At 59.2% G+C, this 20101-nt stretch carries 14 protein-coding genes; 3 read left to right on the top strand and 11 right to left on the bottom strand.

What is annotated here, in order from left to right; all coding sequences use genetic code 11:
• Positions 1-84 precede the first annotated feature (84 nt).
• From purT to HMPREF1261_RS00755, 3 genes are all read right to left on the bottom strand, one after another.
• On the bottom strand, positions 85-1437 hold the full coding sequence (gene purT / locus HMPREF1261_RS00745; RefSeq protein ID WP_023029607.1) for a formate-dependent phosphoribosylglycinamide formyltransferase: 1353 nt from the start codon (positions 1435-1437) through the stop codon (positions 85-87).
• Between the two features lie 164 nt (positions 1438-1601).
• Entirely contained in the window at positions 1602-2357 is a 756-nt protein-coding gene (locus tag HMPREF1261_RS00750) for a class F sortase (RefSeq protein ID WP_023029608.1), read from the bottom strand.
• 141 nt (positions 2358-2498) lie between these two features.
• Positions 2499-6062, bottom strand: coding sequence for a VaFE repeat-containing surface-anchored protein (locus HMPREF1261_RS00755; RefSeq protein ID WP_232207957.1), 3564 nt, complete (start codon positions 6060-6062; stop codon positions 2499-2501).
• Positions 6063-7737: 1675 nt separating this feature from the next.
• Between HMPREF1261_RS00755 and HMPREF1261_RS00765 the strand changes: the two genes are divergently transcribed.
• Complete coding sequence (locus HMPREF1261_RS00765) at positions 7738-8190, top strand: hypothetical protein (protein ID WP_005279422.1); 453 nt, start codon at positions 7738-7740, stop codon at positions 8188-8190.
• 140 nt (positions 8191-8330) lie between these two features.
• Here HMPREF1261_RS00765 and HMPREF1261_RS00770 read toward each other — a convergent pair whose 3' ends face one another.
• The gene (locus tag HMPREF1261_RS00770; RefSeq protein WP_023029611.1) at positions 8331-9623 is read right to left on the bottom strand and encodes an adenylosuccinate synthase; all 1293 of its coding nucleotides are present in this window, start codon (positions 9621-9623) and stop codon (positions 8331-8333) included.
• An 88-nt stretch (positions 9624-9711) separates the two neighbouring features.
• Here HMPREF1261_RS00770 and HMPREF1261_RS00775 point away from each other — a divergent pair, with 88 nt between their 5' ends.
• Entirely contained in the window at positions 9712-10527 is an 816-nt protein-coding gene (locus tag HMPREF1261_RS00775; protein WP_034657797.1) for a hypothetical protein, read from the top strand.
• A 90-nt stretch (positions 10528-10617) separates the two neighbouring features.
• Here HMPREF1261_RS00775 and HMPREF1261_RS00780 read toward each other — a convergent pair whose 3' ends face one another.
• Positions 10618-11844 (bottom strand): aromatic acid exporter family protein, encoded by a 1227-nt coding sequence (locus HMPREF1261_RS00780; RefSeq protein WP_023029613.1) that lies wholly within the window; start codon positions 11842-11844, stop codon positions 10618-10620.
• Positions 11845-12021: 177 nt separating this feature from the next.
• Here HMPREF1261_RS00780 and HMPREF1261_RS00785 point away from each other — a divergent pair, with 177 nt between their 5' ends.
• Positions 12022-13080, top strand: coding sequence for an HNH endonuclease signature motif containing protein (locus HMPREF1261_RS00785; RefSeq protein ID WP_023029614.1), 1059 nt, complete (start codon positions 12022-12024; stop codon positions 13078-13080).
• A gap of 231 nt (positions 13081-13311) precedes the next feature.
• Here the strand turns inward: HMPREF1261_RS00785 and fbaA are convergent, their stop codons facing one another.
• The 6 genes from fbaA to HMPREF1261_RS00815 all read right to left on the bottom strand — a co-directional run bounded on the left by fbaA (position 13312) and on the right by HMPREF1261_RS00815 (position 20090).
• The gene (gene fbaA / locus HMPREF1261_RS00790) at positions 13312-14346 is read right to left on the bottom strand and encodes a class II fructose-bisphosphate aldolase (protein ID WP_023018031.1); all 1035 of its coding nucleotides are present in this window, start codon (positions 14344-14346) and stop codon (positions 13312-13314) included.
• Between the two features lie 173 nt (positions 14347-14519).
• Entirely contained in the window at positions 14520-15725 is a 1206-nt protein-coding gene (locus tag HMPREF1261_RS00795) for a glycoside hydrolase family 76 protein (RefSeq protein ID WP_023029293.1), read from the bottom strand.
• A gap of 53 nt (positions 15726-15778) precedes the next feature.
• On the bottom strand, positions 15779-16507 hold the full coding sequence (locus HMPREF1261_RS00800; protein WP_023029294.1) for a TrmH family RNA methyltransferase: 729 nt from the start codon (positions 16505-16507) through the stop codon (positions 15779-15781).
• A 4-nt stretch (positions 16508-16511) separates the two neighbouring features.
• Positions 16512-17066 (bottom strand): orotate phosphoribosyltransferase, encoded by a 555-nt coding sequence (pyrE, locus tag HMPREF1261_RS00805; protein WP_023029295.1) that lies wholly within the window; start codon positions 17064-17066, stop codon positions 16512-16514.
• Positions 17067-17143: 77 nt separating this feature from the next.
• Positions 17144-19162, bottom strand: a complete 2019-nt coding sequence (locus tag HMPREF1261_RS00810) for a hypothetical protein (RefSeq protein ID WP_034657798.1) — start codon at positions 19160-19162, stop codon at positions 17144-17146.
• A gap of 70 nt (positions 19163-19232) precedes the next feature.
• Positions 19233-20090 carry a sulfurtransferase gene (locus tag HMPREF1261_RS00815; protein ID WP_023029616.1) on the bottom strand — a complete coding sequence of 286 codons (858 nt, stop codon included), beginning with the start codon at positions 20088-20090 and terminating at the stop codon, positions 19233-19235.
• Positions 20091-20101 lie beyond the last annotated feature (11 nt).

Consider the following 20101-nt stretch of genomic DNA (forward strand, 5'->3'; position numbering starts at 1 on the left):
CCGGCGCTGCCGTGCAAGGCTGGTCGGCGCTCGGGGCTGGCCGACGCTGCCGCGCGGGGCGGACGGGCACCGCGCGGCGCGGGGCTAGTCGGTATCGTCTACGCCTGAGGTCAGCTTGGGATCGAGCTCGACCCCGCCCTCGTATTCAACGACCTCGATATCGGGCACGTTTTCCGCCTGCGGGTCGATGCCGCGCGCACCGCCCTGCGCGAGCAGGCCAGGCGTGGAGGTCACGCTCACCTTGTGCGCCGCCAGCGCGGCGCGGTCGCGGGCCTCTTCCACCGTTTCCGCCGTCGTGGTCACAAGCCCCATGCGCCGGCCCTTATAGGCATCGGGCTTGCCAAAGAGCTTCACGTCCGTCTCGGCGTAGTGGAGGGCGGAGGCGATGCCGGTAAAGGCGACATCGGCAAGCGGCTCAGGCGCGTGCAAGAACATGCTGGCGCCCGGGGTTATCAACGTCGCGTCGATGGGATAGCCCAAAATGGCGCGGGCGTGCAGGTCGAACTGGGAAAAGCGCTGCGTATAGGCGGTAAGCATCGCCGTGTCCGAAGGCCGCGGGGAGACCGAAGAAAAGTAAACATCATCGCCGGCGACGAAAAGCTCCACGCCGTACACGCCGCGCCCGCCCAGCTCATTGGAAATGCGCGCCGCAACTGACCGCGCGTTCTCCAGCGCAATCTCGCTCATGCCGGTGGGCTGCCACTCCTCGATCAAATCGCCCTTCTCGTGGCGGTGACCAATGGGCTCGCTAAACCACGTGGCCAGCTTACCCGTGGCCGGATCGATGGACCGGATGGCCAGCAGCGTGACCTCGAGGTCGAAATCCACGAAGCGCTCCGCCACCACGCGCTGCGAATCCGAGGACACGCGGCGCACCGTCTCCCACGCCTCGCGCACATCTTCCACATCCCGCGCCAGCATGTGGCCCTTGCCCGAGGTGGAGACGTCCGGCTTCACGATGCACGGAAACCCCAGCTCCGTCGCCGCCTCTTCCAGCTCCTCTACCGAGGTGGCGAAACGGTATGCCGAGGTCGGCAGCCCAATGTCTTCTGCCACCGCGCGCACCCGCTCGCGGTCCTGGGTGAGCGCACATGCGCGCGCCGTGGGCACGACGACGGCGTCGCTAGACTGCTCAACCTGCTCCAGGGCCTCCACCGCCACGATTTCCACCTCCGGCACCACGTAGTGCGGCTGAATCTGCTGCACCAATTCCGATACCTGCGCGGCGTCAGTAATATCCGCGACATAGCTATAGTGCGCGACCTGGTGGGCCGGCGCCCCCTGGTACTTATCCACCGCGTGCACTTCAAGGCCCAGGGACTGGAAGGAAATAGCCAACTGCTTTCCCAACTCGCCCGCGCCGAGCAGCAATACCTTCGTGGCATTGCCCGTCAGCGCCGTGCCGATATGACCGGCGATTTTGCCTGGAATATCCATGACTTTGCTCCTTTAATTCCGCTCCTAGCAGCAGATACTTCCCCAAATTATTTCATAGATGCCCGCCGCAGCCTGGACGCACATGCGTGAAGTGCACAAACGCAAGCGCCCGGCCCGGGAAAATCTTCCTCGAGCCGGGCGCTTCTAAGCCACAGGGCTACAAGCTATGCCTGCGCCTGTTCCGGTGGGACCGGGGCATCGACAGGCTCTGCCACGGTAATAATGTTGTCCTCATAGCCCAACGCACCACCGACGAACTGGCCGCCGCAGGTGATAAGCACCAGGCGGTTCGCCCCGTCCGCGTCATTGACCACGTCCGGGAAATCCGCGCTCTTAGGCAGGCGGTACGGCTTTTCCGTCACGCGAAAGGTGCGCTCCTCACCATCGATGACCACGGTAAATTCCTGGTTTTCCTGCAGCCGGGTGAATTTCTCCGCATAGCCTGTGCCTTGGCCCTGGTAGTTCACGTGGCCGGTGATGACACTGGAGCCGATGTTGCCGGCATCGCCAGGCACCGCCGAGGCGGAGTACCAACCCAGGCGGGAGACATCGTGCGGCGGCAGCAGCACGCCCTGGTCCGTCACCTGCACCGGGTCCACGGCGGCGAAATCGCCGTCGATGCCCACAGACATACCTTCGAAGCCGTGGAATTCGCCCGGGGCCGGCTCGAATTCGTGCTCCTGCGCGCCCGAATCATCGACGAAGGCATCGGGCTTGTCCGCAGCGCCTGCATCTTTGTCTGCCGGTGCGCTCACAGACGCGCTTGCCGATGCCCCCACATCACCCTCATCCCCCTCCTTATCGCTGGTTAAATACAGCGCCAACTGGATTAGCACCAGAATTACGGCTACTACCAAGACGATAAATCCGATAATCTTGCCCCGGCTCATGGGTTCTTTGCGGCCGGTCTCCTCAGACATTGCCCCGACTCCTTTTAATTGTCACTTTTGTTGTTCACATCAGATAGAAAGTCCCCTCCAGTGTGTTCAGTTACACCCTGAAGGGGACTTATCGTGTTACGTCTAGGCGCTATTGCCCATTAGCTGTCCAGTGTGCGCAGGCTACTGAATGTAGCTCTGCATGCCCGCCTCGAGCTGGGTAGCACCAGATGGCACGGACTTAATTTCTGCACGTCCGGCATCGGATGGCAGCGGGTTACCGGTCTGACCTGGCACGTGGCCGTTAGCTTCGGAGCCGTGGTGCTCTTTACCAGCGTGCTGACCAGTATCACCGGGCTTATCCTCACCATTGCTTTCCGGAGCATTGTGCTCACCCTGTCCCTCGGAGTCCTGCTTCTTGGAGTGCTCTTCCGACTGATCCTTCGGGTGCTCCTTCGGCTGCTCCTTTGATTGCTCCGTGGAATGGTCATGGTTGTGGTGACGGTCATGGATGATCTTGCCCAAGCCGATGCCCGGAATCAGGATTGCCCACCATGGAATCTTGCCCTTAGACGGCTTGCCTGGGGTCTCAGAATCCTTGGACGTTACCGTCTGATCCTCGTCAGTGATGTCCTTATGCTCAGCAATCTCATTCGGCTGCTCAACACTCGGAGTCTCCTCACCGTTCTTATCAACCTGGATGGAGGTCAACGTCTCAAAAGCAACCGCAGCCTCAACCGGCTCCGTCACATCATCGTTAACGGTGATCTCCACCTCAACGCTGCCTGCAGACTTCTCCGGAGTAAAGGTCTTGGCACCAGCGCCCAGAACAGTTGCGCCATCAGCCTTGCTAATCAACTCAGCGTTCAAGGTGTATTCCTTACCCGGAACCAAACCCTCATAGGTAACCTCATCAACAACCTCAGCACCGGCAACAACCTCATGCGAACCGTGAGCAAAATCAGCGTTGGTGGAAATCCACGGCTCGTCCTCAGGCGAAGTCGTGTCCTCGTCCCCGTGGGAAATCACAGTCTGGTCTGCATCGTCGATGTCCTTGTGCTCAGCAATCTCATTCGGCTGCTCAACATCCGGAGTCTCTTCGCCCATGTCATTGACCTCAGTGGAAGTAAGCTCCTCAAAGGCAACCGCAGCCTCAACCGGCTCCGTCACATCGTCATCAACAGTGATCTCCACCTCGACACTGCCTGCTGACTTCTCCGGAGTAAAGGTCTTGTGCCCAGTACCCAGAACAGTCATACCGTCCTGCTTGTTAATTAGCTCAGCATTCAAGGTGTATTCCTTACCCGGAACCAAGCCCTCATAGGTAATCTCATCGACAATCTTGGCACCAGCAATAACAGCGTGGGAGCCCTCTTCGAAGTCAGCGTTAGTGGTGATCTTCGGAGTCTTCTCAGAGCCCTCGGAGGTCACAGTCTGGTCATCATCATTGATGTCCTTGTGCTCACCAACGTGGTTCGGGTTGTCCTCATCGGTCGGCTTATTCTCACCGTGCTTATCCACCTCGGTGGAAGTCAACGTCTCGAAAGCAACCGCAGCCTCAACCGGCTCAGTTACATCCTCATTGACAACGATAGTGACAGCCTCAGTGCCATTAGCGCTCTTCGGAGTGAACTTGTGGCCCTTGGTCTCGCCCAGAACGGTCTTACGGTCTTCCTTGGAAATCAGCTGGGCATCCAAAGTGTATTCCTTGTTCGGAACCAGACCCTCGTAGGAAACCTGGTCGACAACCTTGGCACCAGCAACAACCTCGCGCAGGTCGCCCTCGAAGTCAGCATTAGTGGAAACCTTCGGGGTCTTCTCGTCGTTGCCATCAGTAGGCTCGCCTGGCTCATCCGGCTTGCTCGGAGTCGTCGACTCGCAATCCGAAGGCTTATCAGACTCAGAGGTCTCGGAAGCTTCAGAGGACGTGGTCTCTACAGACTCGGACTCAGAAGGCTCGCTGGACTCAGACGAAGACGGTTCCTCAGACTCGGAAGGCTTCTCGCTCTCCGAGTCGCCCGGCTCCTCAGACTCACAGGTCTCACTGGTCTTCGGGGTAGAAGAATCCTCAGAAGAAGGTGCAGAGGTCTCACCCTCGCCACCATCACCAGGCTTACCCGGAACCTCCTCGGTAGTGGTGGTGGTCTGCGAGGTAGTAGTCTCAGAAGGCTTCTCAGACTTTACAGTCTGATCCTTATCGTTGATGTCGGTGTGGTCGGCGATGTCATTCTTCTTACCAGTGTTGGAATCCTCGCCGTCCTTGTTCACTGCGGTAGAGGTCAGGTACTCAAAAGCAACTGCCTCATCAACAGTCTCGGTAACACCTTCATCAACAGTGATCTCGACTTCCTCGCTGCCCTTGGAAGCGGAAGGTACGAAAGTCTTCTCACCGTGGCCAATTACCGCGTAGTCGCCGTTCTCATCCTTCACCTTGGAACGCAGCTCAGCATTCAGAGTGTATTCCTTGCCAGGGACCAGGTCCTGGTACTCGACCTTATCGGTGATGACAGTGCCAGACTTAATCTCATCGCCCTCAGCCTTCTCAGCCTTGGTGCCGATGGATGGCTTCATTTTAGAGGTTACGGTCTGAGCTTCATCCTCGATGTCGCGGTGCTCGGCAATCTTCTCCTCATCAGAGCTCGGAGTTTCCTTACCGTTCTCATCGACCTGCTTGGAGTACAGATCCTCGAATGCGACGGCAGCCTTAATGACTCCCTCAACATCGTCCTTGACCTTGATGTCAACTACCTGCTCACCAGCAGACTTATCCGGGGTGAAGGTAGCTTCGCCCTTGCCAACGACCTCGTGCTCACCCTTGTCATTCACTGCCTTGTTTCGCAGCTCTGCCTTCAGGGTGTATTCCTTACCCGGCACCAGGTCGGTGTACTCGACGGTGTCCTTGACAGTAACGCCAGCCTTTACCTGAGTAGCGTTGTCAAAGTCAGCATTGGTATGAATCTCCGGCTTCCACTCAGTGTTGACGGTCTGCTTCTCATCGTTGATATTTTCGTGAGTAGCGATCGTGTTCTCATCAGTTGAGTTAGAGGTGTCCTTACCGTCCTTATCTACCTCGGTAGATACGAGCTTCTCGAAGGCAACCGCTGAGTCCACAGCAGGATCTGCCTTGTCGTTAACGACAAGCTCAACGTCCTTCTTGCCAGCAGACTCATCCGGAACAAGCTCCGTAGAGCTTTCACCCAGTACGGTCTTGCCATCGGCCTTGGAGATCAGTTTCGCCTTCAGGGTGTAGTGCTTACCCGGAACAAGATCCTCATACGTCACAGTGTCAATAACCGTGGCACCCTTTTCCACACGGTTGCCGTCCTTGATGGAAGCTTCCGTTTCAATCTTGGGCTCAAGATCCTTCTGCTGCTCGCTAGTAGTAGGAGTCGGTTCTGGATTAGGTACTACATCAGTCGTCTTATCCGGAGTCGTCTCGGAGGTGGTGTCCTTCGGAGTGGTCTCTTCAGAATCAGACGGCTCAGGATTCTCAGTCGTTTCGTTCGGAGAAGTCTCCCCGCCAGGGTTTTCCGGAGTGGTCTCGTCCGAAGGATTCTCCTCAGAAGAGGTCGTGGGCTCTTCGGAGCTACCACCATTGTCAGGCTCATCAGGCAGACCAGGCTGGTCTACCGGAATGACAGACTGTGCCTTTGAATTGCGCTTGTTGTTCGGATGCACAACAGTAATAAATGCATCTGCAGGCTGCTTTGCTATCTCCACCGCCGAGTCTTTTACAAGCTGCGGCATAGCTTCGGTTCCCTCAATTTTATAACCCGTAAGCGCCGTAAAATCTTCGTGCGATCCAGTAAACCCTGGGAAATAGTCTTTGCTATTCCCTACAATCGTTTTAAAAGGTAGATACTTTGGGTTCTGAGGCGAATTGAGGAACATCAACAGGTAGACGTAATAGTTAGCAGCCGATTTTTTATCCCCTCGGACAGCTGCAGCTTCCATCTTCCGTCCGAGATTAATGACGGCGTCGTGATACCTCTCATCGAACTCAAGTTTCGTAGCGTTCTTCTTCTTATACGCTTCGAACGTATTGAGAGGGGTTTTAGCGTGCGGTTCAATACACCACGCCCAGCCCACATCATTTTTTTTGTTTCCACCATTGTTAAAGCCGGGCCCTGCTGGCTCTCCCGCCCAAACAAGCAAACCCCAGGAGTAGTCCGCGGCGAAATGCTGTGGATCCTTTTCCTCCTTCTTAAGTTCGTTGCCCAATGTACTATTGGGCGTAAAATCGGTAGGCTCAGCAGCCTCCGCCTTCACTCCCGGAACGGTGACCATTGCCGCAATAACCGCAATTGCAGCAACCACCGCGGTTAAGACGGACCATCTCTTCCGAGATAGACCTAACACTCCGCTCATCTTTTCCCCTTAAAAAGGACGTATTCTTACAACTTTTATCTGGACAGCTTGCCTTTCATCTGTACAGACATCACTCATGAAATCTTGAACACAAAGTAGTCAACACTGGTTCATAAAATCAGTGAGGAGCCTTTAATTGCTCCTTTGGCAGAGTACCAATAAGGGCACCGATAGCGCATAAGACAAGTCTTATTAACATGACAAATCAACAACTTTGCGGTCAATAGGTGCCTTCCAATAAGAGGCTTAACAAAAAAGACAACCCGACCCAAATAGACCTTTGTTCGAAAATGAAGTTGGCGGGTTAATTATTATTATCTGATAGATAAATGTAGGCTTGGAGAACATTTAAAGACCCTATTTACACCGTTAACCCTGGGTGCCAGTTCATCACTCTCCGGAATAAAATGACCCGAAACACCAGGGGATATCCCCGATTGCCCCTCATTTTGTGAAACCTGCCACTTAAAAGCGGCCCCCAAGACTCAAGTTTGGCCAGTTCTTCAAGTGCGACCATATGTTCGCGTCCTTATGGCTCCGGCTAACGCGCAGTTGCATATGTTTTTCTTCTAATGTCCAGTCAAGAAAACTGTACTCAATTAAGAAAAGTTCAAAAAAGTTCTTCAGATCACAGTTAAACGTGGACAACACCACTTAAATTTGCACCCCGTGAAGGCCTCGTGCATCTTTTCTAGTCCTTTTCTAACGCGCGATAAAAACTCCGCCCTCCATTCCCCTTCGGGAAACTCGGCAGCTCTATGAACAAAACCCTGAATGTTCACTTTCTCCACACCAATAGGGCCGAGGCGACACCCATGCTCGAGATATATTACATTTCACTTAATAATCCGGAAATGTCTGAAATCACGTTTTCGCTAAGACCAACGCAGGCCAGATAACCATAGGAACTTCCTGCCTTTTAATCAATTTAGCAACAGCTAATTATCTATTTAATGAAAATGTCAACAACGATTTTTACGTGTAGTTAACCTTCTTACACGGTGCTAATATTTCCATCGGTTCAATAAAATTTACCTTTTAGAAAGGACCGAAAATGTCTATTCCTTCATTTATTGCAAGCGCCGTGGCTGCAGTGCTGCCCCTAGCAGGCAGCATCGGCCCAGTCGATGCTCAGGACCAGCTCGCTGAGCCGGACGTGCACCACACGGCCGAAGCGGAACAATCCACCACGGACCAGTCCCCCGAGCCGGGCGCCCACGCCGATAAGGGCCGCATCACCGGCGACAAAGAAGACATCATCAACGGCGCCGACGAGGAGCAATCCACGCCGAATCTGCAGAGCGGCAAATTGGCTGTGCAGCGCGAGCTCGCACTTGCTACGCAGGAGCTTGGTCACGAGTTTCTGAACATCAATTTCCAGGACAACCACACCGCGCACCTAATTTTCCTGGAAACCTATAACCCGGATACCGATCAGGCAGCCGTAGACCGCGTGCTCAACGCGCTCAAGATCAACGGCTACGACAATCTGACCGCCTCGTACTAAAAACCACGAGCAAGCTCGACACCTGCCGAGGATCAAAAAAGGGCGAAGTACCTCAACCTGGTACTTCGCCCTTTACTTTGTCGTGGCCCGGCGCGGTCCTAGCCAGGCACGCGCTCACGGCAGCGACGTAACGCCTCTGCCTACTGATCCTCCATGACATCGTGGCGCACGATGGTCTGGTCGCGGCCGGGACCGACGCCGATGTAGGAGATGCGGCAGCCGGATAGCTCTTCCAAGCGCAGCACGTAGTCTTGCGCCTTTTGGGGGAGCTCTTCAAAGGTCGAGCAGCCCGTAATGTCTTCTTCCCACGCGGGCATGGTCTCAAAGATGGGCTCGGCGTGGTGGAACTCAGACTGGGTAATGGGCATCTCGTCGTAACGCTTGCCATCGACGTCATAAGCCACGCAGATAGGAATCTCCCCAATGCCGGTGAGCACATCGAGCTTGGTCAGGAAGTAATCCGTAAAGCCATTGACGCGCGTGGCGTAGCGAGCGATCACGGAATCGTACCAACCGCAGCGGCGCGTGCGGCCGGTGTTCACGCCGACCTCACCGCCGGTGGTCTGCAGGTACTCGCCCCACTTATCAAAAAGCTCCGTGGGGAACGGGCCGGCACCCACGCGGGTGGTATAGGCCTTGATAATACCCAACGAGGTCTTAATCCGCGTCGGCCCAATGCCAGAGCCAACCGAAGCCCCACCCGCCGTCGGATTCGAGGAAGTCACAAACGGGTAGGTGCCGTGGTCGACGTCCAACATGGTGGCCTGGCCGCCCTCCATGAGTACGTTCTGGCCATCGGCAAGCGCTTGGTTGAGCTCGAGCTCCGCGTCAATAACCATGGGGCGCAGGCGCTCACGGTAGCTCAGGAAGTACTCCACAATTTGCTCGGCCTCGATGGCCTTGCGGTTGTACATCTTCACCAGCATCTGGTTCTTGATCTCCAGCGCGGACTCCACCTTCTGCCGCAGGATGGATTCGTCGAAGATGTCTTGCACGCGGATGCCAATGCGCGCGACCTTATCAGCGTAGGTCGGCCCAATACCGCGGCCGGTGGTGCCGATGGCGCGCTTGCCCAGGAAACGCTCCTGCACGCGGTCGAGGGTCTGGTGGTACGGCGCCACGAGGTGCGCGTTCGCGGAAATCTTCAGCCGGGAGGCATTCGCCCCGCGCGCTTCCAGGCCATCAATCTCATCAAAGAGCGCCTCGAGGTTAATCACCACGCCATTGCCCAGCACGGGGGTGGCGTTTTCAGAAAGAATCCCGGCGGGCAGGAGCTTCAGCTCGTATTTTTCACCGCCGACCACGACGGTGTGCCCGGCGTTATTGCCGCCGTTCGGCTTGACTACGTAGTCAACTTTCCCGCCGAGGATATCGGTAGCCTTGCCCTTGCCTTCGTCGCCCCATTGGGCGCCGACAATGACGATCGCTGCCATCTTTTAAGTCACTTCCTCATTATTGAAGCCAAAATACGCATTTACCTTACACTTTTCTGGCCGCAATAGCCCACGTAGCATGTTGTGCATGCGTTTTTTGTTCCTCCGCTGCGGCGCCCCCGACGTTGATTTGCCCGCAGAGGCCTATGATCTTTCGGCCGTTCCTTCCCGCAAGGAGCTCGCGCTTGTCGATGCCGCCGCCACCAACCTCCTCCCCCACGACCCCACGCCTTCGCTTGACGATATCGCCGCGCAGCCCGATGTCCGCCACCTCGGCGCCCCTGCCGCCGCCCCGCAGGAGCCTTACCTGGAGGACCGCCTGCGCGTGGTCGTCGCGGGCTCGGATTCGGCGCTGAACGCCGTCATCACCCGGCTCATGCGCGCCGATAACCTGTGGGCCGAGGTCGCGTTCATCCCCACGGGCGAGTCGGCCGCCGCCGCCAATTGGGGCCTGCCCGCCGCGCCGCAAGAGGCCCTCAAGCTCGCCCGCACCGCCCCGGTTCGCCCGGTGCCGCTCATCCGCAACGATTCCGGCCAGGCCGTCGCCGGCTCGGCAACCATCTCGGATTGGTCCAATGGCCCGCTTACCGGTGAAATCATCATCGATGACGCTACCCTCGCCGCCTCCGGCCGCGGTACTTTTGGCGCGCGGCTGGTCCCCATGACCGATGCCCCGGGCATCCTGGCGGCCCGCGCGACATCGCCAGTCGAGCCCGCAGGCCGCCTGCGTTCCTTGCTGCGCAAACCCGGCCGCCTCGACCCAGATTCCATCCACACCGGCCGCGCGGTCCAGGCGGGCGGCCCCCAGCTGCGCGTGCTTGTCGATGCCATCCCCCACAAACGCCCCCTCACCCGCGTCACCTTCTACCGCCACCTGCGTGACCTCCAAGTCGTGCGCCCCTAGCCTCCTTCGCAGCTCACGCCGACTTCCCTTGGTTCTTACCGCCGCCCCGCACCGGCACCCCGCTCGGCGGATTTGCGGGGCGGGGTCCTGCTAATCCTGCCCCTTCTGTTTATCGCTCGGTTTATCGTCGCGCTCCCACACCTCCGGCGGGTATGCCGGGTGCGCAGAGGTAGGAACCAGGTGCGCGACGGCGGACTCGCGCGAGAGCCCGCACACCATGAGCATGTCCACCACGATGGACCTCGTCTGCGCGAGGATCGTATATGCGGAAAGCGTCGCATCTTCTTCGATAAGATCCATGCCCGCTTGGCCGCCCACGTAGCGCAGCCGCTGCACCAGCTCGGGTATCTCTATCGCCTCATCGTGATCCCGCTTTTGGCGGCCGTAGAGTTCTCCCACCGCGAGGATAATTTCTGATAGTTCTTCTAGGAGCTCAAGCTGCTTATCGGACACGGTATCGCCGTCTTCGGTAAGCACTAGCGCGCGGCGCGAAAGCACCCGCACCCCGCGCACCGCGTTATCTACCGGCAAGAGGATGCGCTCCAGGGACCGAATATTCCTGCGCGAGGTCCACAAAAGCGGCGATACTTCCGATGCCTCCCTGCCCGATTGCGCCGCGCTCAACAGCGTATTCACGTCATTTTGCGTGCCGCGCACCGCCTCGCGGGCGTCGCGAATGATCTCGGGATTGGTATCGCGGATGCCATGCGTGACGTCGTTAAGAATGCTCGAGGCAATCCTCAGCACCTTCGACACCTCGCGCCGAGCCTCCTTCAACGGCGAATTAGGGATAAGCGCGATCGTGATAAGCCCAATACCAGAACCAATCATCGCGTCGATGGCTCGGTGCAGGCCACCCGGCCCCTCGGTGGGCGGAAAAATCGTGGCAATAAGGATGGATCCAAAGACAATCTGGTTGGATACCAGCGGCGATTTCGTAATAAAGGACCCCACCACCAGGCCCGCTCCCACGATGAACAGGATCTGGAACGGGCCCTGCCCCACCACTTGGAAGAGCAGATCACCCAAGGCCACGCCGACGATGCCGCCCAGCGACATCTCCACCGCCCTTTTCATCCTGTCCCCGCCCGAAAGCCCCAGGATGATGACGGCCGAGATGGGCGCGAAGAACGGCTGCGGATGCCCAACGACGGAGCTTGCCACCCAATACGCCAATGCGGCACCCACGGTGGCCTGGATTATATAAACGAAGCGCGAACGGATGCGTTGCAGGCGCGATACTACTGAGCGGTCCACCACCCGCAGCATTTGCCTCGTTGAGACTCTTTGTTTCGCTTCCGACATGACCTCCAGCATAGAAGACCTCCCTCTACCACCGCCCCCGTGCGTCCGCATCCCGGCCCGCGCCAGGTTGTGGATAACGCGCTAATTGCGCGCCCCAGCGACCCCCGCAGCGCGAGAATTCCACAGATTTGCCGTTTCGCCTTGCACATCCATTGCTGTGTACCCGTGCCGCTTTTACGGTCAGGAGTCGTGAACACAGAATTTTTGCAACTTTGCCGTCGCGGTGTGGACCTCGTCGCCGAGTTTCAGGGATGCTCCGAACAAGAGCTCATCAAGGCCGGCGCCAGCCAGCTCCTCGCCGCGCAACTCGCCCGCCTGCAACACACCTATTTCGGCCGCACTTCCAATAGCCGCAAGCAGCGCCTTGCCTGCGAGGCCGCCCGTTCCCGCGGCCACGACCTCGCTGTGCTTGAAAGCATCGAGTCTTTCGCCCAAAGAGTAAAGGACACCAACCGCAGTTGGGATCTCCGCCTGGAGCTCTGCCGCGCGGAGGCCCATCTGATTCCGGCGATCGCGAAGAAGCGCCTCAAGCAGCTCAACCCCGCTAAGCGTCCCTCCCACGGCGTGCGCTATACCCGACGCCCCGATGGTCCCCACACCATCTCCATCACCGCAGATCCCACCGATATCGCAGATATCAAAGGCGTTCTCGCCTCCGTGGATAAGGAAAACCCGCTCGCCGCAGCCAAGCAGGTAATTCTCGAGGGCAATCCCGGCGCACTCCCCGCGGTGCACACCAACGTGATCATCACCCTTGACCAACTAGATCGCATCACTGCTAGCCAGGGTGATGACATCATGCTTCAGCTTTCCAACGGCGCACGCATGTCCGGCGCCCAGCTCGTGGCCCGCACCCTCGCCCAGCGCGGTTACGTCAGCTTGGTCCACCCCGAGCACGGCGCGGTTAACCTGTATCGCACCGAGCGCATGGCCAGCTGGAAGCAACGCATGCTAGCCCGCGCGGAGCATCCCATCTGCGCTTGGCCCGGCTGTTCCACGCCTGCCGATGACGCCCAAGTCCACCACCTCACCGCCTGGGCCGCCGGCGGCCCCACGAACCAAGAAAACCTCGTAACGCTCTGTGCCCACCACAATGCGGTGAATCAAGATGATGATTCCCGCCCCACCGCCCGCGGGCGCATGGTCCGCATCGAGGGCCGCATCGCCTGGATCCCGCCGTGGAGCGGTAACCCGCGGTTTATCCCCTCGCCTGCCCATTCACCACGCCCAACAAGGAGTTCTACCTAACCTGCTATCCTCCCAATCTGCCTAATCTCGCTGGCATAGCTTGTCTGGCTGATCTGATTTAGCTGACTGATCTGACTCATCTCCGGCAAGGCCCCACCGCATCCTTGCGCCCCACAGATAGGCCTGGATATAGGACTCAAGATAGAACCAGGGATAGGCCCAGAAATAGGAAAAGCCGCCTCCCGCACAGGGGGAAGCGGCTACTTCGGCGTGCCCAGTTTAGGGGCGGGCCTACTTGGCGGTGGTCTTGCCCACGGAGTGGAGGTCCTGGCATGCCTCGATGACGCGCTCGGACATACCCTGCTCTGCCTTCTTCAGGTAAGAGCGTGGGTCGTAGACCTTCTTGTTGCCCACCTCGCCGTCAATCTTGAACACGCCGTCGTAGTTTTCCATCATGTGGCGGGCCACTGGGTTGGTAAACGCGTACTGGGTATCGGTGTCCACGTTCATCTTGATGACGCCGTAGCGCAGCGCCTCTTCAATCTTCTCCTTCTCGGAGCCGGAGCCGCCGTGGAAGACGAAGTCAAAGGCGTGCTCGCCCTCGCTCAGGCCGAGCTTCTTCTGCGCAACCTTCTGGCCCTCCAGCAGGACCTCGGGGCGCAGCTTCACGTTGCCCGGCTTGTAGACGCCGTGCACGTTACCGAAGGTAGCGGCCAACAAGTAGCGGCCCTTCTCGCCGGTGCCCAGGGCATCGATGGTCTTTTCAAAGTCTTCCGGAGTCGTGTACAGGTTATCGCCGGCCTTAGCCTCGACACCGTCTTCTTCACCGCCAACGACACCAATTTCTGCCTCGAGAATGATGTGCGCTTTCTTTGCCTTTTCCAGAAGCTCCTGGGCGATGACCAAGTTTTCATCGATCGGAATAGCAGAGCCGTCCCACATGTGGGACTGGAAAAGGGGATTCTCGCCGCGGTCAACGCGCTCCTGGGAGATGGCCAGCAGCGGACGAACGTAATCGTCCAGAACTTCCTTCTGGCAGTGGTCGGTGTGCAAGGCGATATTAACGCCGTAGTGCTTCGCAGCCTCGTGTGCGAAAGCGGCTAGCGCCAGAGCACCGTTAACCTTGTTCTTGACCGCGAGGCCAGAGCCGAACTCTGCGCCACCGGTGGAGAATTGGATGATGCCGTCAGACTCTGCCTCGGCAAAGCCCTTCAGTGCTGCGTTGATCGTTTCAGATGAGGTGCAGTTGATGGCCGGGAACGCGAAGCCGTTCTGCTTCGCGGTGTCCAGCATCTGGTTATACGCCTCGGGGGTTGCAATTGGCATGAAATTCCATCCTTAACTGGGATTGCGGTCAAACACGTTCCAACAGCCAATTATGCCCACATTTCCGGAATCCCGCCGTAAAATTTCTGTGACATTTCCTGTGTTTACAGTTTAACTCTCACAATGCCGCGCCCCGCACAACAAACCCCGCAGCGAAATGATCAACGGCGAGGTTAAGCGCGGCCCGACTTTTCGTGCAGGTCACGAGCCACCCGGGCGCACGCCTCCAACAGCATCCAGCCAGACAGCTGCACGGATAGGTCGCGCTCATCCACGCGAATAATGCCCATCTTTTCACTCACGGTCGTGTGCCCGAAGCCGTAGTTGTGGGGAAGCCGGGCATCGGCAGTCCAGTCAGAGCCAAAAATTGGCAGGCCATCAACCTCGAGCCGGTGCTCCCACACGGATTCGGCAGACGCCACGACCATCCGGGTCGCCAGCTTCTTGGTAGCCCGGTTGGCGGGCGAATCCCCGGGCAGGCGCACGGCGACATCGGCAAGATAGCGCATCAGGATACCCTTAAACAGGCCGCCGTCGCCATCACCGGTCTCCCAATCCACGACGCCGGAGGGAGTCGCCATCCCGGAGGCAATAGCCTGCACCAGGCCACGAATCTTGATGATGTAGCTCATCATCTCGGAGGCCAGTTCGGCCTCGTAAACGCTGTCGATCTGCTCCAGCTTGCCGATGCTCGACTCCTCCCGCATCGCCAACACAATCTCCAGGCATGCCCCGAGCATCACGCCCTGGCAGTACGGGTGGACTTGTTTGACGATCTCGGGGCCATCCATGCGCATGCGCACGCCGTCCATGATGAAGCCGTCTTCGTTGACCAAATTGTCGTAGACCCAGTCAACGATGCGGCGGGCCGCGGTGATATCTCCCATCCGCGCGAGCATGATGGCTCCGGGCCCGTTAGCCGGCACGTTCATGAAGTTCTCGCCATCGCGCCACGGCAATATCCCCAGCGAATCATCGAGCCCCTCGGTGATATTGCGCTGCAAAGATGCCAATGCCTTGGGCGGTTTCATCTTCTTCACCTCGCCCACACGCCCGAAAGCAAGCGCGAGCCAGGCCTTGTCATCGAAGTACTTATTCTTGGTCAGCTGCGTCAGGTTCCGGACGCGAATCCCGCGCGTGGTGTCAAGGATGCGCTGGCGGAGGACCTTGGTGTTCTTCCGCTCCGCGGCATCGACGAGGCAGTCGAGGTAGTGCGCTTGCCACCAGTAGTGCCAGTGCACGAGGAGCTTTTCTTTCGTGGTGGGCGGCCAGCTGACGATGGCGAGGTTGGTTCGCGGCAGGCCCCATACGGAATGCGCATGGCGCTCATCGATGGCGGTTTCCGCGAGTTCGGCGCGGTGGGCCCACTTTTCTTCCACGTTTTCTTTATCACTCCAGTAGCAAGGTTTATTACAGTTAGTGTAACGATCTCTTACCAGGAATTGTTCAGATCGGCGTGCTGCCGGATCCAGGCATGCATGGCGATGCCCGCGGCCACGCCAGCGTTGATGGACCGCGTGGAGCCAAATTGCGCGATGGAGCAGGTCATCAGGGCGGCGTCTTGCGCGGCGGCGCTGACGCCGGGCCCTTCTTGCCCGAATAGCAGCAAGCTGCGTTCCGGCAGTTCGGCGGTTTCGAGGGGCACGCAACCGGGGGTGTTATCGATGGCCACGACCGTGAGGTCTTCCTCAGACGCCCAGGCAATAAGCTTATCGACGCTCTCATGATGCCGCAGATGCTGATACCTATCTGTCACCATGGCGCCGCGGCGGTTCCACCGGCGCCGCCCCACAATGTGGACGGTATCGACGGCAAAGGCGTTAGCGGTGCGCACGACGGTGCCGATATTGGCGTCATTTTCAAAGTTCTCGATGGCGATATGCAGGCTATGCCGCCGCTTATCGATGTCCCCCTTAATCGCCTCCCTCCGCCAATACCGATACGCGTCGACGACATTGCGCCGGTCGCCCTCGCGCAGCAGCTCCGGATCGTATTTGTCCGCCTCCGGGCCTTCCGGCCAGGGCCCTTCCCAGGGCCCCACGCCGTGCCGGCCCTCATTCCATTCGGTCGGCCCCTTCGCCTCCTCGGGCCGCTCTTGCTGCTCTTGCTGCTCTTGCTGCGCAGCACTCTCGCCCTGCCCAGTCTGCGCGTCCTGGTCCATCTCGTTACGCGAGTCCAAGGTCACCCAAGCCAAGCAGGGAACGGTACTCAAGGCCCTCGGCCGAGATGACATCCTCGGCGCCGGTAGCGCGGTCAACGACGGTAGCCACGCCGACCACCTCTGCTCCGGCCTCGCGCAATGCGGCGACTGCCGTGAGTGGCGAGTTGCCGGTCGTGGTGGTGTCCTCGACGACCAGCACCTTCTTTCCGGTCACATCCGTGCCCTCGATGCGGCGCTGCATGCCGTGCTTTTTGGCTTCTTTGCGCACGACGAAGGCGTCGATATCGCGGCCATCGGCATGCATGACGGAGGTCGCTACCGGATCCGCGCCAAGGGTGAGGCCTCCCACGGCCGCGAAATCCCAATCGGCGGTGAGCTCGCGGAGCAAGGATCCGATGAGGCGGGAGGCTTCGTGGTGCAAGGTCGCACGGCGCAAATCAACGTAGTAATCGGCCTCTTTGCCCGAGGACAAAGTCACCTTGCCGTGCACAACGGCAAGCTCCTTGACCAGTTCCGCGAGACGCTTCTTCTTGTCTTCTTGCAGGTGCACTTCAGTCATCGCATTGCTCCTTCTTTAGAGTTTTCTTCGGCATATGAGGAAAGTCCTGGCTATGTGGGCCAACGCAACATTCTAGGCTACTCCCCCTGCCGCGGCCCCGACTCGTCCTGGCGGTCTTTATCGCGTGCAGCGGCTGGGCCACTGGTGTTTCTGGAACGACCTCGAGAAGAATCTCTGGATGGGCCCGTGGACGAGCCTTCGGCTGAACCTTCGGCCGCGTCTTTGGCCGCGTTCTTGGCCGCGTCTTTGGCCGCGTTCTTGGCCGCGTCTTTGCCCGGGCCTGGGGAGGCATCGCCGAGGCCGCCGCTGAAAGAGCCGCCAAAAGCGCTGCCAAAAGTGTCACCGAAGATGGAAGCCTCCCCGAATTGCCGGCGCGGCAGGCGGGCGGCGCCTGAATCGGGGGTGGGGCGCTCATTGCCATCGGCAATGGCATCGACCTCGTCCGCCCCAATCGCCGTGTGCTCAACCGGGCCGCGGGTCTCGGAGTACGTGCGCGACGGCATATCCAATGGTTCCTCCGGCCTTTGGATGACCGGCCGGGAAAACTCCGGCTGTCCCACCGACGTTGTGCCTCCCACTGCTTCAACCACAGGCGCGGCGGGAATTTCCCTGGCTGGGTCTAGGTCCTCGAGGTGAATGGTGTGCACGGAGGAGGAGCGGGGTGGGAGGACGCGGGCAGCATCGGCAAGCAATGCCAAGGGCGGGAGCATTGCTTCCCAATCCGCGGTGCGCGAATGCTTGGTGGTTTGCGCCAAAACCCACTCGGTTTCCAGCCACAGCGCCGACACCACTTCCGGCATGCGCTGCAGCGCGATGCGCACGCGCTCGTCCACCATCCGCTCCGTCACGCCGCGATCGGAGGAATATACCTCAAACCCCTCGATGTTCATGGCCAAAAGCAGATCCTCCGACATCTCGGGCTCTTGGCTGTCGAAGCGCTGGAAATCAATGACCACATCCGATGCCGCCCCCGTCCTCATCGCCATCACATTGACGCCGTCGATATCCATCAGCAGCATTTCGTGGCCGTACACATTGCCGGCGACGATGTCTTTCGGCGCGGCGCCAGAGGAGGCGACTCCCCTCGTCCATTCATCGACAAGGTACTGGTCCGACTTCATGTACTCAAAGCCCCGGGTTTCCGCCCAGTTCTTGCGCTCCCGGCGAATGGTGCCAGGGATAAGCGGCCGCGGCCTTCCCACAGGTTTAGGCTTCGCGTGAGCTTCCGGTTGCTCTTCAGTTCCCTTCTGGCCCGCCTCGTCGGAGGAGGCATCCGCATCCGATTCCGTATCTTCAGCTGAGTCCGCAGCAGGGTGAATGCCAGAGCCTGCGCCAGTTTCCGCGGCCTTTTCAGTGTTGCCTGCGGTGTGAGCACTGTCGACGCTCTCGTTAGTGCCGTCAGTGTCGTTGCTGTCGTTGCTGTCGATACTGCCGTTGCTGCTGGCCCTGCCGGCACCGTCTGCGCCGGATGCAGGGCCTGCGGTTGTGGCGTCGGTTGTGTTGCCCTTTACGACATCATTTTCCGAAAGAGCTTCGGACTCGCTGGCACGGCGGGTGTCGCTGGCGCTGCGGTGCGCATCGTCTGCAGTGCGATGGTGACGCCCTGAAGAGGTAGCGGAGGAAGAATCGGATTCAATATCGGGGGACGGCGAGTACTTTGCCGCGAAACTGGAGGAGGATTCAGCAGCGGCTTCACCTTCAGGCTCTGCGACCACTTTGGCGTCCGGGGTGCCTACGGTTTCTGGGGCGCCTTCGGCATCCTCGTCACTGCCGTCAGCATGGTCAGTGTCGTCCGTGTGGTCAGTGTGGTCCGTGTCGGTAGCTGCGCGGAAAGGCGCACCCTGGCCTTCCCGAGTGCCCAATTCTGCCCAGGTGTCCTGGTCTCCTTGGGCGTCCCGGTCTTTCCCGTTGTGTTGGGGCTTCTCGCCTTGAGATTGTTCCGCCGCCGAATTATCGGAATCGCCTGCAGCGGTGTCCTGCTGGGATGCGGTGTCTCGCTGGGCATCGGTGGCGCGCTGCGTGCGGTCGTAGTACAGCAAAAAGCCACCGGCGATGCCGAGTACGAGCGCGAAAATCAGGAGTAAAGAAGCCATCATCTCCCGATAATAATAGGTACCGGCACCCCACGGTGCCGGTACCAGTCGGAGTCGGAGCGATTAATTGGGATTAATCGTTAACCGAAGTCCTATCCCCGCGTTCCACCGGGTTGGTCGGGTCTGCAGACCACTGCGACCAGCCGCCGATGTAGTGGCGCAGGCCGGTGAATCCGGCGTCTTCCATCGCCGCGAGGGCCAGCGCGGAGTGGTTGCCCGAGCCGGAATAGATGATTGCGTCCTTGGTGTTTTCCTGGGTCAATCCGGCCGCGGCCAGCACCTCACGGATTTCATCCGGAGACTTCAACGTGCGCACCCCATCGTTGTGGAAGAGGCGCTCGGGAATACTGACCGCACCGGGGATGTGGCCGGCCTTCAAATCCAGGTTTTCGCGGCGACCGGCAAAGCGGTTGCTGGAGCGTGTATCAATGAGGACGCCATCATGCTTGCGGACGTCATCAATCGTGGCGGTAGGTAGCTGGCCGGGAGTGACCTCGAACGTCGAGCCAACCGCGATATTGCCCGGGCCCGTGAGAGTCTGGTAACCGTGCGCGAGCCAGTTTTCCAAGCCGCCGTCGAGGATGCGCACATCCGTCAGGCCTGCCCAGCGCAGCGTCCACCACGCGCGGCCGGCGAACAGCCCGCGGCCCTCGTCATAGACCACCACGGGGCGGTCTTCCTGCAGGCCCCAAGAACGGATCCAGGCTTGCAGCTTGTCTTCGTCGGGAAGCGGGTTGCGGCCATTGCGCGAGCCGGGAAGGCCGACGAAGGCCGCGCCGGTATCGCCGAAAAGCGCGGTGGGGATGTGCTGGGATGCAAAGTCGATGAAGCTCTGGCCCGTCTTGGGCTGCCAGTGGGTGCCGAGGAGGGTGAAACGATCGCCGTGGTAGATGGATTCTTTGAGTTCCTGCGGGGAAACTAAAATGCTCATGCCTTCCAGTC

The sequence above is a fragment of the Corynebacterium sp. KPL1818 genome (assembly GCF_000478135.1).
GTDB classification, from domain to species: Bacteria; Actinomycetota; Actinomycetes; order Mycobacteriales; family Mycobacteriaceae; genus Corynebacterium; species Corynebacterium accolens.

Excerpts from the sequence above, each read along its gene's own strand:
- purT (WP_023029607.1), bottom strand. The coding sequence starts at position 1,437 with ATGGATATTCCAGGCAAAATCGCCGGTCATATCGGCACGGCGCTGACG.
- HMPREF1261_RS00750 (WP_023029608.1), bottom strand. The coding sequence starts at position 2,357 with ATGTCTGAGGAGACCGGCCGCAAAGAACCCATGAGCCGGGGCAAGATT.
- HMPREF1261_RS00755 (WP_232207957.1), bottom strand. The coding sequence starts at position 6,062 with ATGCCGCAGCTTGTAAAAGACTCGGCGGTGGAGATAGCAAAGCAGCCT.
- HMPREF1261_RS00765 (WP_005279422.1), top strand. The coding sequence starts at position 7,738 with ATGTCTATTCCTTCATTTATTGCAAGCGCCGTGGCTGCAGTGCTGCCC.
- HMPREF1261_RS00770 (WP_023029611.1), bottom strand. The coding sequence starts at position 9,623 with ATGGCAGCGATCGTCATTGTCGGCGCCCAATGGGGCGACGAAGGCAAG.
- HMPREF1261_RS00775 (WP_034657797.1), top strand. The coding sequence starts at position 9,712 with ATGCGTTTTTTGTTCCTCCGCTGCGGCGCCCCCGACGTTGATTTGCCC.
- HMPREF1261_RS00780 (WP_023029613.1), bottom strand. The coding sequence starts at position 11,844 with ATGCTGGAGGTCATGTCGGAAGCGAAACAAAGAGTCTCAACGAGGCAA.
- fbaA (WP_023018031.1), bottom strand. The coding sequence starts at position 14,346 with ATGCCAATTGCAACCCCCGAGGCGTATAACCAGATGCTGGACACCGCG.
- HMPREF1261_RS00800 (WP_023029294.1), bottom strand. The coding sequence starts at position 16,507 with ATGGACCAGGACGCGCAGACTGGGCAGGGCGAGAGTGCTGCGCAGCAA.
- pyrE (WP_023029295.1), bottom strand. The coding sequence starts at position 17,066 with ATGACTGAAGTGCACCTGCAAGAAGACAAGAAGAAGCGTCTCGCGGAA.
- HMPREF1261_RS00810 (WP_034657798.1), bottom strand. The coding sequence starts at position 19,162 with ATGATGGCTTCTTTACTCCTGATTTTCGCGCTCGTACTCGGCATCGCC.
- HMPREF1261_RS00815 (WP_023029616.1), bottom strand. The coding sequence starts at position 20,090 with ATGAGCATTTTAGTTTCCCCGCAGGAACTCAAAGAATCCATCTACCAC.